Consider the following 12,795-nt stretch of genomic DNA (forward strand, 5'->3'; position numbering starts at 1 on the left):
TATGAAAGTCGCCCTGATCGATTACGGCTCCGGCAACCTGCGCTCCGCCGCCAAGGCGATCCAGCGCGCCGCCGATGAGAGCACGCTCACGCTCGATCTGACGGTGACGGCGCGGGTGGAGGATGTGGTCGCCGCCGATGCCATCGTGCTGCCCGGCGTCGGCGCCTTTGCCGATTGCTATCGCGGCCTCAGCAGCCTGGATGGCATGATCGCCGCGCTGAACGACCAGGTCATCACAAAAGCGAAACCGTTTCTGGGTATCTGCGTGGGCATGCAGCTGATGGCGAGCGTGGGCCGCGAGCATGGCGAACATCCGGGCCTGGGCTGGATCGATGGTGCCGTCGAGCTGTTGACGCCGTCAGACCCGGCCCTGAAGATTCCGCATATGGGCTGGAACCAGCTCAACCTGCTGCAGCCGCAGCATCCGGTGCTGGCCGGTATCGCGCCCGGCGCGCATGCCTATTTCGTCCACAGCTATCATATGGTGCCGCGCGACCGCGCCGTGGTGCTGGCCGAGGCCGACTATGGCGGCCCGGTGCTGGCGGCGATCGGTCGCGACAATATGGTGGGCACGCAATTCCACCCGGAAAAGAGTCAGGCCACCGGCCTGCGCCTGCTGGCGAATTTCCTGCGCTGGCGCCCGTAACAGGATTGAGTCGGAACACGATCATGAATGCCAAGGTCAAGGACAACACCCCGCGTGCGCTGGTCGAGAAGGTCGAGGCGCTGAACGACGACGAGATCGACGAGCTGTGCGATGCCGCTGAAAAAGCCATTCTCGACGGCAACGGCTTCGGCTGGCTCAAGGTGCCGCAGCGCGGCGTGCTCGATCGCTACTGGCGCGGCGTGCTGCTGATGCCGCAGCGCGATCTGTTCGTTGCCCGCCTGGATGGCGCCATTGTCGGCTCGACCCAGCTGTTGCGGCCGCCGCCGAACAACGAGGCGCAGGCCCATTCGGCCCAGGTCACCACCTTTTTCATCGCGCCTGATGCGCGCGGCCATGGCCTGGCGCGCGGGTTGATGAAAGCCGTGGAAGATGCCGCCCGCGCGGCCGGCTTCCGCCAGATCGATCTCGACATGCGTGCGACGCAACTGCCGGCGATCCAGCTGGCTGAAGGTGCGGGCTATCAGCGCTGGGGCACCAAGCCGGGCTATGCCTATGTCGATGGCGCCTATGTCGAAGGCTATTTCTATACCAAATCCCTGGTGGCCGCATGAGCGCGCTCAATCTCTATCCCGCCATTGATCTGAAGAATGGCGAATGCGTGCGCCTGCAGCAGGGCGACATGGCGCGCGTCACCGTCTTCAACGCCGATCCCGCCGCGCAGGCGCGGCAATGGGAAGCCGCCGGCTTCCAGTATCTGCATCTGGTCGATCTCGACGGCGCCTTCGCCGGCAAGCCGGCCAACGCCGCCGCTGTGCGGGCGATCCGCCAGGCGATCAAACTGCCGATCCAGCTGGGCGGCGGCATCCGCGATGAAGCCACCATCGAAGGCTGGCTCGATGCCGGCATCAGCCGCGTCATCCTCGGCACCATCGCGGTGCGCGATCCCGACCTGGTGAAACGCGCCGCCAGACGCTGGCCCGGCCGTGTCGTGGTCGGCATCGATGCGCGTTCCGGCCGTGTCGCCGTCGCCGGTTGGGCCGAGGCCAGCGACCTCGATGCCATCGATCTGGCGAAAAAATTCGTCGATGCCGGCGTCGCCGCCATCGTTTACACCGATATCGACCGCGACGGCCTGCTCAAGGGTGTCAATGTCGCCGCCACCGCCGCCATGGCGCGCGCGGTGCCGATCCCGGTGATCGCATCCGGCGGCCTCGCCGGCATCGAGGATGTGATTGCGCTGAAAAAAGAAGCCGCCAATGGCGCCGGTATCGATGGCGCCATCCTCGGCCGTGCGCTGTATGACGGCCGCATCGATCCGGCCGCGGCCTTGCGGGAGGCTGCATACCGATGAGCCTCAAGGTCCGCATCATTCCCTGCCTCGACGTGAAAGATGGCCGCGTGGTCAAGGGCGTGAATTTCGTCAACCTGCGCGATGCCGGCGACCCGGTCGAACAGGCCGCCGTTTATGACGCCGCCGGTGCCGATGAACTCACCTTCCTCGACATCACCGCCTCATCCGATGCACGCGACACGCTGTATGACGTGGTGGCGCGCACAGCCGAACGCTGCTTCATGCCGCTCACTGTCGGCGGTGGCGTGCGCGTGGTGGAGGATGTGCGCAAACTGCTGCTGGCCGGCGCCGACAAGACCTCGATCAACACCGCTGCCGTCAGCCGGCCCGACTTCGTGCGCGAGGCGGCCGAGAAATTCGGCAGCCAGTGCGTGGTGGTCGCCATTGATGCAAGGCAGGTATCGCCGGGAAAATGGGAAGTCTTCACCCATGGCGGCCGCACCGCCACCGGGCTGGATGCGATTGACTGGGCCCAGCGCATGGCCAGCCTGGGGGCGGGCGAGATCCTGCTCACCTCGATGGACCGCGACGGCACCGAAAAGGGCTTCGACCTCGACCTGACCCGCAAGGTGGCCGACAGCATCACGATTCCGGTGGTGGCGTCCGGCGGCGTCGGTAATCTGGATCACTTTGTCGAAGGTGTAGCCAAAGGCCATGCCTCGGCGGTGCTGGCAGCCTCGATTTTCCACTTCGGCCGGCATAGCATTGGCGAGGCGAAACAGCATATGGCCGCCGCCGGCATTCCGGTCCGGCTCTAGGAAAGATCGGGAGGCAACCGCAATGTCAGGCGAGAACCGCGACCTGCTCGAACGTCTCTACGAGACGATCGTGAGCCGCAAGGGCGGCGACCCGGCCGTGTCGCACACCGCCAAGCTGTTCGCCAAGGGCCGCGCCAAGATCGCCCAGAAGATGGGCGAGGAAGCGGTCGAGCTGGCGATTGCCGCGGTGGCCGAGACGCGCGCTGAAGTGATCTCCGAAAGCGCCGACCTGGTGTTTCACCTGCTGGTGCTGTGGGCCGACTGCGATGTCACCATCGAGGATGTCCGCGCCGAACTACGCCGCCGCGAAGGCCTGTCCGGCATCGAAGAGAAAAAAGCGCGTCAGCTGACCTGACGCTTACGGAGACGTGTGATGGCCGAGGCCTACAATCCCCAGAATATCTTCGCCAAAATCCTGCGCGGCGAGATTCCCTGCAAGAAGGTGCATGAGACCGCGCATAGTCTCGCCTTCCACGACATCAATCCGCTCTCGCCGGTGCATGTGCTGGTGATCCCCAAGGGCGCCTATGTCGGCTTCGATGATTTCTCCGCCCAGGCCAGCGCCGAAGAGATGGCCGATTACGTCAAGGCGATCGGCGATGTGGCGCGCCAGCTCGGTGTCGCCGCCGACGGCTATCGCCTGCTCAGCAACTGCGGCGCCAATGCCAACCAGGAAGTGCCGCATCTGCATGTCCATATCTTCGGTGGCCGCCCGCTGGGCCGGATGCTGAAGAAGGACGGCGAGTAAGCCTCCTTCCCCTCCGATTTCCCGGAAATCCGCAGGATTTAATCCTTAGGCGGAGGGCTTGCATCCCGGATTGTTACTTTGTAACGTTATAGAATAACAAATTCCCGGGGGTTCCCATGTCGCTTTCCATCCGTCGCCGCCAGCTGATGCTGGGCAGCGGTCTCGCCCTCCTGTTCCCGCTTGCGCAGGCCGCGGCGCAGGACACCCCCACCCAGCTGTCGCCGGTCATCGTCACCGCCCCGCTCAGCCCCGCCCAGGCCGATCTGGTCGAGGGCAGCACGGTTCTCGAAGGCGCCGAACTGGATCGCCGTCGCGCCGCCACGCTGGGCGAGACGCTGCAGAACACGCCGGGCGTCAGCGCCACCCAGTTCGGTGCCGGCGCCAGCCGGCCGATCATCCGCGGCCAGGGCGGCCCGCGCGTGCGCATCATGGAAAACGGCATCGACACCTTCGATGCCGCCACCGTCAGCCCCGATCATGCGGTGGTGGCGCCGGTGGGATCGGCGAAACGCATCGAAGTGCTGCGCGGTCCCGCCACGCTGCTCTATGGCTCATCCGCCATCGGCGGCGTGGTCAATGTGATCGATGGCCGCATCCCCGATGCGGTGCCGAAAGACGGTGTAAGTGGTACAGCGCGCGTCGACTACGGCACCGGCGCGCAGGACAAGAGCGGCTTCGCCGCCGTCGATGCGGCGGTGACCGATCGCTTCGTGGTGCATGGCGAGGGCGGTGCGCTGAATGCCGATGACTATGCCGCGGCCCGGGCGCCGGGCGGCGGCCAGCGCGTGCGCAATTCCGCCATGCGCAGCGAGAATGGCGCTGCCGGCGCGTCTTACCTGGGCGAGGCCGGCTATGCCGGACTGAGCGTTGCCAAGTTCAGCAGCTATTACGGCGTGCCGGGCGGCGAGCGGGTGCATATCGATCTGGAACAGCGGCGGCTGGACGGCAAATTCGGCCTCTACGAACCGCTGGGGTTTCTGGATGAACTGAACGTCAAGGCCGGCATCGCCGACTACCAGCATGACGAGATCGAATCGACCGGCGTGCGCGCCACGCGCTTCCAGAATGACAGCTGGGAGGCGCGCGCCGAGGCGCTGCACAAGCCGATCTTCGCCGGGATCGAAGGCGTGGTCGGCGTACAGAGCAGCCGCCGCGACTTCAAGGCCACCGGCGCGGAAGCCAATATCCCGCCGACGCAGACCGACAGCACCGCGCTGTTCGTTCTGGAGCAGCTGGATACCGGCTCCTGGCTGTTCGCGCTCGGCGGCCGCGCCGAACGCGTCGAGGTCGACAATCTGCGCAGCAAGGCCAGCCGCGATTTCACCGCCGCCAGCCTGTCGGCCAGCGCCACCTATCGTTTCACGCCGATGTACCAGACCGGCATTTCGCTCTCGCGCACCGAACGCGCGCCGACGGCGGAAGAACTCTATTCCAACGGCAAACATCTGGCGACGCGGGCATTTGAGATCGGCAATGCCGGACTCGACAAGGAAACCGCCTGGCATTCGGAAGTTTCGCTGCGCAAGGTGCAGGGCGATGTCACCGGCGGCGTCAATCTGTTTGTCACCCGCTTCAACGACTATATCTACGGTGCTTTCACCGGCCAGCAGCAGGAAGATCTCAACGAGCTGCGCTACAGCCAGACCGAGGCCGAATTCCGCGGCGCCGAGCTGGAGGCGGCCTGGACCTTCTGGCGCGATGATACCGGGCGCAAGCTCGGCCTTGATGGCGGGCTCGACTATGTGCGGGCCGAGGATCGCAGCAACCATCGCGCCCTGCCGCTGATCCCGCCGCTGGGCTATCGCCTCGGCTTTGTCGCGGAAAACAATGATCTCGCCTTCCGGCTGGAGATGGTCGGTGTCGCCGACCAGGATCGCAATGGCATCAACGAAACCGGCACCGCCGGCTACCGCCTGTTCAACACCGCGCTGACCTGGCGGCCATTCGCCGAACGGCGCGGCATCGCCATCAGCCTGCAGGGCAGGAACCTGCTGGACCAGGACGGTCTCGTGCACACCTCGATGCTGAAGAACGATGCGCCGATCCGCGGCCGCGAACTGCGCCTGGGCAGCAGCGTCACGTTCTGACGTTACGCTGGCCTGCCATCATTCAGCCGCGCGGTCAGTGCCTCGACCGCACGGGTCAGGGCGAGGATTTCCTGTTCGCGCAGCAGGTCGATCTTCTGGTGCAGCAGTTCGATCTCCAGCTCGGCCTTCACATTGACGCGGTAATCCTCCTCGGCATGACGGCGGTCGATTTCCGACAGGCGGTTCTGGCTCATCATGATCACCGGCGCGGTATAGGCGGCCTGAAACGAAAGCATCAGGTTGAGCAGGATGAAGGGATAGGGATCCCAGGCCGGGCTGCCGGTCATGGCGTTGCCGATAATCCAGGCCAGCAGCAGGCCGCTCTGCACCAGGATGAAACGCCAGGAGCCGACCACATTGGCGACCCGGTCGGCGATGCGCCCGCCCAGGGTCGGCGGCGGACCGAGCGGCGATTCCACCGCTGCCGGCGGCAGCTTGCGGCGGTCGGCGCGATGGCGGCGCAGCTTGTGCAACAGCGCGGTGTCCTGGTCGGTCAGCGTGTGAACGGCGGTCATGGCGGGCTCCAGCAGGGTCGGATGATCGAAACGACTATGGCATGTCGCGATGCCCGACGGCTTGATTGGCATCAAGGCGCTGGATGGGCGTCAGGCCACCGGTTCGGTGGCACCGATCCTGGTTGCCACCAGCACCTCCAGCAGATCGGATTTGCCGCGTAAGGAGATGCTCTCGCGCTGCCAGTTCATGCCCTGCAGCGCGGCCGGGCCGGCGCGCTCGGCCACCTCGGCCGAGATCACCAGTTCGGCGCCGAAATCCTTGGTGGCGCTTTCCAGCCGGCTGGCCGTATTCACCGCATCGCCCACGGCGGTCAGATGCATGGCGCTGCCATGGCCCATCTCGCCGACGATGGCCGGCCCGCAGTGAATCCCGATGCCGATGCGCAGCTTCTGGTCGAGATCCATTTTCAGCGCATCGTTCAGCTGCACCAGCGCGGCCGACATACGGCGTGCCGCATCGAGTGCGCGCCGGCAGCCCTCGTCGGCGCCCTCGTCGATGCCGAACAGCGCCATCACACCATCGCCGATGAACTTGTCCAGCTTGCCGCCGGCGCTCTCCACCGCTTCGCCCATCGACTTGAAATACTGGTTCAGCACGAAGACGACGTCGTAGGGCAGCTTGCCTTCCGACAGCTTGGTGAAGCCGCGCAGATCGGCAAACAGGATGGCGATGCGGCGCTCCGAGCCCTGCGCATAACCGGCAGTGCCATAAACCACCTTGGTCGGCACGCCGGCCGGCAGCAGCGGCATCACCGCGATATCCTCGCGCGGGCGGATCTGGCAGGCCAGCCGCACGCCGGGCGAGGCCTTGATGCGCTCCAGCACCTTCTGCTCGGCGGCGTCGGGTGGCGGCAGGATGCTGCTGCCCGGTCCGCTCAGGCGCACGCGGCAGGTCGAGCAGCGACCCTGGCCGCCGCAGACGGATGCATGGGGATAGCCGATGGCGCGGCTGGCTTCCAGCACGGTCTGGCTGCCGGCCAGGCCACGAAAGCGGCGGCCATCGGGATAGGTGATGGTGACGCTGCCGCGCCGGCGCTGCAGCAGGGCCGCGAGGATGCGGCCGAGCAGGCCGGCGCCGAGCAGGCTGATCATCACGATATAGGCAATGTCGATGCTGCGCATGCCGAACTCATAGGCCACCGGGCCCGGCCAGTTCAGGGTGGTGCGGAACTGCTCCAGCCATTCCGGCTGCTGCATCGCCAGCAGCACGGAGCGGCCGGCGGTCAGATAGCCCATGGTGGCCAGCATCGGCAGGATCAGTGCGCTGGCATAGAGGAAGGGCCAGGCGCGTTCGAAGCTGTATTTCATGCGCAGCCAGTAATAGACGCCGATACAGCCATGCGCCCAGGCGATCAGGATCAGGATATTCTGGCGCAGGCCGATCAGCGGCTCCTGCACGAACTGCACGGTCAGCACATAGGCATAGGTGTCGTTGAGGCCGAGCGCGCTGTTCAGGCCACGCGTGCCGATGATGTGGTCGATCACCAGCGGCGGCACGCAGACACCGAGCGCGATCTGCACCCAGCCCTGCCAGGGGATGCCGCGGTAATGGCCGCGCCGCAGCCAGTTGAACAGCGCCAGCAGCGGATGCAGCACCGCAGCCGCATACAGCAGCACGGTGCCGGGCCAGCTGCGCCAGACGAATTTGAACAGATGCGAGCCGGCATCCATCGTCTCCAGCGAGATGATGCCCAGCGTGTGATTGATCAGGTGCGTGGCGAGGAAGGTGAACAGCACCAGGCCCGAGGCCAGCTTGGTCCGGCTGTAGATATCCTCGAAACGTCCGCCCATCGCCATGCGCAAAGCCTATTGGGCCGGCAGCGCAGCGTCCAGCTTGTCGTGCGTCACGGCTGCGTCAGCGGCAGGATGACTTGGTTCGGGCAGGTGGGGCGCGAACAGCAGCTCGAGATAGTTGCGGTAATGCCGCCACTGCGCCGCCACCGCGCCGGCATCGCGCTGCACCTTGGAGAGGATGAAGGCGCCTTCGGCCAGCACCAGGCTGGTCTCGGCCAGCGTCTTCACATCCACCGGCAGGCGCGGCGGATACAGCCGCATCACCGCTTCCAGCTTGCCGCCGATGCGCTGCGTCCAGTGCGTGAAGACCTGGCGTACCACGCCGAGCGTGGCGGCATCGAACAGCTGCGACTCATAGATGAAGGAGGCATAGAGGCAGCCCGGATAGGGCGCTGCCAGCTTGGCCATGTCTTCTTCATAGAGGCTGACGCAGATCAGCAGCTGCTGCAGCGGGTCGCGGCTCAAGCTCTCGGCGCGCTGCAGGTTGGTTTCCAGATGTGCGGCATCGGCATCGGCATCGCGCCGCACCAGCGCCAGGGCCAGATCGGCCTTGGTCTTGAAGTGATAGAAGAAGGCGCCCTTGGTGATGCCGGCGCGCGCGATCACTGAATCGACCGAGGCGGCGGAAAAGCCGGTCTCCAGGATCACGGCCTGGGCGGCATCCATGATGGCTTTGCGGGTGGCGGTGCCGTCGCGGGCCAAATCTCATCTCCAGGCTGGAATGGTTCTATTATTGTACGGTCTGGTCGGTTTCACAAGGCTGTGAATCGATCCGGGGTTCTTATAGAAAATCCAATATTTTCAATGACTAATGGAAGTCAGAATGGTTGTTGTACCGATACAATGTATACCTTGACGCGAGCGCGGCATCTTATTTATACCGACCAGTCTGTTTGTTACCCCTCGGAGACTCCCATGCTGAAAGATCATGCCGGCCAGGCCGTCAGCGGCGCCGACACCTCCGCGCTGGCGCTGTATGAAACCGCGCTGGGCCAGTTCCATTGCTACACCGGCAACCCGCTGGACACTGCCGAGGCCGCCATTGCCGCCGCGCCCGATTTCGCCATGGCGCATCTGCTGCGCGCGCATCTCTATCTCTCGGGCATGGAGGCGCCCGGCATCGCTCCGGCGCTGGCGAGCATCCAGGCCGCGCGCAGCCTGGCGCGCACCGAACGCGAAACCCTGCATGCCGTCGCCGCCGAAGCCTGGGCGGCCGGCCGCTTCGACGCAGCCTCCGAACGCTTCGACGACATCCTGATCAATCATCCGCGCGACAGCCTGGCGCTGCAGATGGGCCATCTGCTCGATTACTATCGCGGCGATGCGCGCAACCTGCGCGACCGCGTGCTGCGCGTGCTGCCGGCCTGGGGCGGCGCGCTGCCGCATTATCACGCCGTGCTCGGCATGCTGGCTTTCGGTCTGGAAGAGACCGCCGATTACGGTGCGGCCGAATCCACCGGCCGGCGCGCCTGCGATCTCAATCCGCGCGATGCCTGGGCGCATCACGCCGTGCTGCATGTGATGGAGATGCAGGGCCGCGTCGAGGATGGCATCCGCTGGGCCAATGTGCGCGAACCCTATTGGGCGCCCGACAACATGATGGCGATCCACAACTGGTGGCATCTCATGCTCTATCACCTCGATCGCGATGACCATGCCAGGGTGCTGCGCATGTATGACAGCCAGGTGCGCGGCAGCCAGTCGACCGTGATGCTCGATATGATCGATGCGTCGGCCATGCTGTGGCGCCTTCATTTGCGCGGCGTCGAGATCGGTGCGGCGCGCTGGGCCGAACTGGCGGGAGCCTGGGCCAGCACGGTCGATGACGGCATCTATGCCTTCAATGATGTGCATGGCCTGATCGCCTATCTCGGTGCCGGCCGCCAGGATCTGGTCGAACGCCAGATGGAAACGCTGCGCCGCTCGGCCACGCGGCCGAATTTCAGCAACGCGGCGATGACCGCGCAGGTCGGCCTGCCGGTGGCCGAGGCGCTGGTCGCCTTCCATGCCGGCCAGTATGCCGACTGCATCACGTGCCTGCGGGCCGTGCGCACCATCGCCAACCGCTTCGGCGGCAGCCATGCCCAGCGCGACCTGCTTGATCTCACCCTGATCGAGGCGTCGCGCCGTGTGCAGGATCACAACCTGTTGCATGCGCTGACGGCCGAGCGGTTGCATGCCAAGCCCGGCAGCCCGCTGGCGCTGCGCTACCGCACCATCGCCGGTGCGCGCACTGCGGCCTGAGGCCGGCGGGCGCCGCCTATACCGTTATGGCGGGCCGCACCTGCTCGGCCAGCGCGCGCATCACGGCCTTCCACTGCTGCTCGGCGTCCGGCCCGGTGACGGCAAAGGCCTTGGCAAAGGCCTGGGCCTGCAGCTCGGTCAGCTTGCTCTCCAGCGCCGCGCCCTTGGGCGTCAGGCTCAGCATGGCCAGCCGGCGGTTGGTCGGCGCCGCCTTCTGCGCGACATAGCCCTGTTTGACCAGGTCGCCCAGCGGCCGGTGCAATGCCTGGCGCGAGACCTCCAGCATCTCGATCAGGCTGGCGATGGCGATGCCGGGCTGGCGCGCCACCACAAAGAGGATGCGGTGATGCGGTCGGCCGAAGCCGAGCTTGTCGAGCACCCGCTTCGGCCCGGCCACGCCGGCGCGATAGCCCAGGTAAAACAGCGCAATGGTCTCGTCCACCGATCCGCGCGGCGCGTCGAGGACGTCCCTGCGCGGGCCCGGGCCTGTCTTGGGAGCAGGGCCTGTCTTGGGAGCAGGGTTTTTCTTCGGGGCCGTCATGGCAGATGTCCCAGCAGAGGGTCCAGCAGATGGTTCTGGGCGGAAAAACAGCACCGCCCGTCGAGCATACACAAAGGATTCCAAAGGGCTACAGGCAACGGCCGGTACGGCGACCGGGCCGGGACGGCGCAGCTCACGCGAATGTAATATCAATAGCATTGATATTATCAACACTATTGATATGTTTCGCGCATCCCGTTGCCGTCTACCCTCAGGAGTCACCGCATGGCCGGATTGCTGTTTGCCCTGTTTGCCTATCTCGGATTTGGCCTCGCCACCGTGGCGCTGGCGCTGTTCATCGCCAGCCCGCTCAGTGCCGGTCTGGGCCTGCCCCTTCATATCGACGCCTCGCTCTGGCCCGCGCCATCGCCCTGGCTCGCCGGAATTCTCGATCTCGGCCTGATCGCGCTGTTCGGTCTGCAGCACAGTGTGATGGCGCGGCCGGCTTTCAAGCAGTGGCTGTCGGCCACTGTCCCGGTGCATCTGCAGCGCGCCGTCTATCTGGTGGCGTCGTCAGTCATGGTGGCGGTGCTGATCGTGCTGTGGCAGCCGCTGCCCGCCACGGTCTGGCAGGTGCAGGACAGCTTCAACGTCACGCTGGTCTGGCTGCTCCATGGCAGCGGCTGGCTGCTGCTGGTCGCCGCCACCTTCATGATCGACCATTTCGAACTCTTCGGTCTGGCGCAGCCGTTTCGCCACTGGCGCAACCTGCCGTCGCCGCGGGATGAATTCCGCACCTCCTGGCTTTATCGCTATATGCGGCATCCGATCTATACCGGCTGGCTGGTGATCTTCTGGGCTACGCCGCAGATGACGGCGGGTCATCTGCTCTTCGCCATCGGCATGAGCGCCTATATCGTGGTCGGCATCCTCTACGAGGAGCGCGACCTGATCGCCGCCTTCGGCGAGCGCTATCGCGAGTATCGCCGCCGGGTTCCGGCGCTGATTCCCGGCCTGAAGATCTAGGAGCCGCCGCGATGCCGATACTGGAAACGGCGACGGGTCGCCTGTCGTATTTTGACAACGATTGCGTCGAGGCCGATGCGCCCCAGCTGCTGCTGCTGCATTCCAGCGCCGCCTCGCACCGGCAGTGGCGTCCGCTGATCGCAGCGCTTGGCCGCGGCTGGCATATTGTGGCGCCCGATCTGATCGGTCATGGCGAAACGCCCATGCCCGATCACGGCAAGCCTACGCTGGAGGAGGAAATTGCCCGGCTTACCGCTCTGCTTGAGCGGATGGATGGTCCGGTGCATCTGGTCGGGCATTCCTATGGCGGCGCCATTGCACTGGAACTGGCGGGCCGCCAGCCGCAGCGCATCGCCTCTCTGGCCATGTATGAGCCGGTGGCTTTCGGCCTGCTGCGCGACAGCAGCCAGCGCGATGCATGGCGTGAAATCGCTCTGGTGGCGCAGCGCCATATCGATCTGGTGGCAAGCGGCGATCCGCGCACCGCCGCCATCGCCTTCCTCGATTACTGGGTGGGGCCCGCTGCCCTGCTGGCGATGCCCGAGCCTATGCAGGCCTATGTCACGGGCTGCATGACTGCGGTGGCGAGCGAATTCCGCGAGTTGTTGCAGCCAGGCAGGGCCGTTCCTGCCGACCTGAAATCCCTGACCATGCCGGTGCTGCTGCTCTGCGGCACCGAGACCACGCTGGCGGCGCGCGGCGTGGTGGCCGAGCTGCGCCAGTACCTGGCGGCGGCGCGCGTGATCGAACTGCCCGGTGCTGGCCATATGGCGCCGCTGCTGCAACCCGATCTGGTCAATCCGGTGCTGGCGGATTTCCTCGATATTGCGGCCCAGATCACAAAGCGGAGCCTGCGCCGCGCGGGTTAGGGAACCCATCCCCTCATACAGCGTTCCACTTCTAATTTAATTCTCGGAAAACCGAGGAAATTATATTGCCTGCCCGCGATGCTGCCCTGTGCCTGCATCCCGAGGCGGGGGAAGCGGAGCGATGAGAGATTCAAGTCAAGCCGCGCAGCCCGCTGTCTTGCAGCCCCCGCCATTGCCGCAAGCGAACTGGGCGCTGTTCCTCGATATCGACGGCACCCTGCTCGATATCGCCGAGACGCCCGATCGCGTCGCGGTGCCCGGGTCGTTGCGCAGGCATCTGCAGGCCATCGAGAAACACCTGGAGGGCGCACTGGC

General features: G+C 65.6%; 14 protein-coding genes. 10 read left to right on the forward strand and 4 right to left on the reverse strand.

Features of this window, described 5'->3' with window-relative positions; translation table 11 throughout:
* Position 1 precedes the first annotated feature (1 nt).
* From hisH to AAG799_RS19610, 7 genes are all read left to right on the forward strand, one after another.
* Entirely contained in the window at positions 2 to 646 is a 645-nt protein-coding gene (gene hisH / locus AAG799_RS19580; protein WP_341898541.1) for an imidazole glycerol phosphate synthase subunit HisH, read from the forward strand.
* Between the two features lie 23 nt (positions 647 to 669).
* Positions 670 to 1,218 (forward strand): GNAT family N-acetyltransferase, encoded by a 549-nt coding sequence (locus AAG799_RS19585; protein WP_341898542.1) that lies wholly within the window; start codon positions 670 to 672, stop codon positions 1,216 to 1,218.
* Positions 1,215 to 1,958 (forward strand): 1-(5-phosphoribosyl)-5-[(5-phosphoribosylamino)methylideneamino]imidazole-4-carboxamide isomerase, encoded by a 744-nt coding sequence (gene hisA / locus AAG799_RS19590; RefSeq protein WP_341898544.1) that lies wholly within the window; start codon positions 1,215 to 1,217, stop codon positions 1,956 to 1,958. The genes AAG799_RS19585 and hisA overlap by 4 nt, the downstream gene beginning before the upstream one ends.
* A complete protein-coding gene (hisF, locus tag AAG799_RS19595; protein WP_341898545.1) occupies positions 1,955 to 2,716 on the forward strand; it encodes an imidazole glycerol phosphate synthase subunit HisF in 762 nt (253 codons plus the stop codon). The genes hisA and hisF overlap by 4 nt, the downstream gene beginning before the upstream one ends.
* 22 nt (positions 2,717 to 2,738) lie before the next feature.
* A complete protein-coding gene (locus AAG799_RS19600) occupies positions 2,739 to 3,071 on the forward strand; it encodes a phosphoribosyl-ATP diphosphatase (RefSeq protein WP_341898546.1) in 333 nt (110 codons plus the stop codon).
* Between the two features lie 18 nt (positions 3,072 to 3,089).
* Positions 3,090 to 3,464, forward strand: a complete 375-nt coding sequence (locus AAG799_RS19605) for a histidine triad nucleotide-binding protein (RefSeq protein WP_341898547.1) — start codon at positions 3,090 to 3,092, stop codon at positions 3,462 to 3,464.
* 116 nt (positions 3,465 to 3,580) lie between these two features.
* The gene (locus AAG799_RS19610) at positions 3,581 to 5,551 is read left to right on the forward strand and encodes a TonB-dependent receptor (protein WP_341898548.1); all 1,971 of its coding nucleotides are present in this window, start codon (positions 3,581 to 3,583) and stop codon (positions 5,549 to 5,551) included.
* A gap of 2 nt (positions 5,552 to 5,553) precedes the next feature.
* On the opposite strand, the gene AAG799_RS19615 is transcribed toward AAG799_RS19610, so the two are convergent.
* The 3 genes from AAG799_RS19615 to AAG799_RS19625 form a co-directional block, all read right to left on the reverse strand.
* The gene (locus AAG799_RS19615) at positions 5,554 to 6,066 is read right to left on the reverse strand and encodes a DUF1003 domain-containing protein (protein ID WP_341898549.1); all 513 of its coding nucleotides are present in this window, start codon (positions 6,064 to 6,066) and stop codon (positions 5,554 to 5,556) included.
* Positions 6,067 to 6,156: 90 nt separating this feature from the next.
* Entirely contained in the window at positions 6,157 to 7,863 is a 1,707-nt protein-coding gene (locus AAG799_RS19620) for an adenylate/guanylate cyclase domain-containing protein (RefSeq protein WP_341898550.1), read from the reverse strand.
* Positions 7,864 to 7,872: 9 nt separating this feature from the next.
* Entirely contained in the window at positions 7,873 to 8,562 is a 690-nt protein-coding gene (locus AAG799_RS19625; RefSeq protein WP_341898551.1) for a TetR/AcrR family transcriptional regulator, read from the reverse strand.
* Positions 8,563 to 8,775: 213 nt separating this feature from the next.
* Here AAG799_RS19625 and AAG799_RS19630 point away from each other — a divergent pair, with 213 nt between their 5' ends.
* A complete protein-coding gene (locus tag AAG799_RS19630) occupies positions 8,776 to 10,104 on the forward strand; it encodes a tetratricopeptide repeat protein (protein WP_341898552.1) in 1,329 nt (442 codons plus the stop codon).
* A 16-nt stretch (positions 10,105 to 10,120) separates the two neighbouring features.
* On the opposite strand, the gene AAG799_RS19635 is transcribed toward AAG799_RS19630, so the two are convergent.
* Complete coding sequence (locus AAG799_RS19635) at positions 10,121 to 10,546, reverse strand: MarR family transcriptional regulator (RefSeq protein WP_341898553.1); 426 nt, start codon at positions 10,544 to 10,546, stop codon at positions 10,121 to 10,123.
* A gap of 324 nt (positions 10,547 to 10,870) precedes the next feature.
* Here AAG799_RS19635 and AAG799_RS19640 point away from each other — a divergent pair, with 324 nt between their 5' ends.
* Positions 10,871 to 11,611: an NnrU family protein gene (locus AAG799_RS19640; RefSeq protein ID WP_341898554.1), complete on the forward strand. Its 741-nt coding sequence runs from the start codon at positions 10,871 to 10,873 to the stop codon at positions 11,609 to 11,611.
* 11 nt (positions 11,612 to 11,622) lie between these two features.
* Positions 11,623 to 12,480, forward strand: coding sequence for an alpha/beta hydrolase (locus tag AAG799_RS19645; protein WP_341898555.1), 858 nt, complete (start codon positions 11,623 to 11,625; stop codon positions 12,478 to 12,480).
* Positions 12,481 to 12,795 lie beyond the last annotated feature (315 nt).

Origin of the sequence: Ferrovibrio terrae (genome assembly GCF_943371255.1) — a bacterium.
GTDB classification, from domain to species: Bacteria; Pseudomonadota; Alphaproteobacteria; order Ferrovibrionales; family Ferrovibrionaceae; genus Ferrovibrio; species Ferrovibrio terrae_B.

What these genes read in the sequence shown, in the direction of transcription:
- hisH (WP_341898541.1), top strand. Translation starts at nt 2, where the DNA reads ATGAAAGTCGCCCTGATCGATTACGGCTCCGGCAACCTGCGCTCCGCC.
- AAG799_RS19585 (WP_341898542.1), top strand. Translation starts at nt 670, where the DNA reads ATGAATGCCAAGGTCAAGGACAACACCCCGCGTGCGCTGGTCGAGAAG.
- hisA (WP_341898544.1), top strand. Translation starts at nt 1,215, where the DNA reads ATGAGCGCGCTCAATCTCTATCCCGCCATTGATCTGAAGAATGGCGAA.
- hisF (WP_341898545.1), top strand. Translation starts at nt 1,955, where the DNA reads ATGAGCCTCAAGGTCCGCATCATTCCCTGCCTCGACGTGAAAGATGGC.
- AAG799_RS19600 (WP_341898546.1), top strand. Translation starts at nt 2,739, where the DNA reads ATGTCAGGCGAGAACCGCGACCTGCTCGAACGTCTCTACGAGACGATC.
- AAG799_RS19605 (WP_341898547.1), top strand. Translation starts at nt 3,090, where the DNA reads ATGGCCGAGGCCTACAATCCCCAGAATATCTTCGCCAAAATCCTGCGC.
- AAG799_RS19610 (WP_341898548.1), top strand. Translation starts at nt 3,581, where the DNA reads ATGTCGCTTTCCATCCGTCGCCGCCAGCTGATGCTGGGCAGCGGTCTC.
- AAG799_RS19615 (WP_341898549.1), bottom strand. Translation starts at nt 6,066, where the DNA reads ATGACCGCCGTTCACACGCTGACCGACCAGGACACCGCGCTGTTGCAC.
- AAG799_RS19620 (WP_341898550.1), bottom strand. Translation starts at nt 7,863, where the DNA reads ATGGCGATGGGCGGACGTTTCGAGGATATCTACAGCCGGACCAAGCTG.
- AAG799_RS19630 (WP_341898552.1), top strand. Translation starts at nt 8,776, where the DNA reads ATGCTGAAAGATCATGCCGGCCAGGCCGTCAGCGGCGCCGACACCTCC.
- AAG799_RS19640 (WP_341898554.1), top strand. Translation starts at nt 10,871, where the DNA reads ATGGCCGGATTGCTGTTTGCCCTGTTTGCCTATCTCGGATTTGGCCTC.
- AAG799_RS19645 (WP_341898555.1), top strand. Translation starts at nt 11,623, where the DNA reads ATGCCGATACTGGAAACGGCGACGGGTCGCCTGTCGTATTTTGACAAC.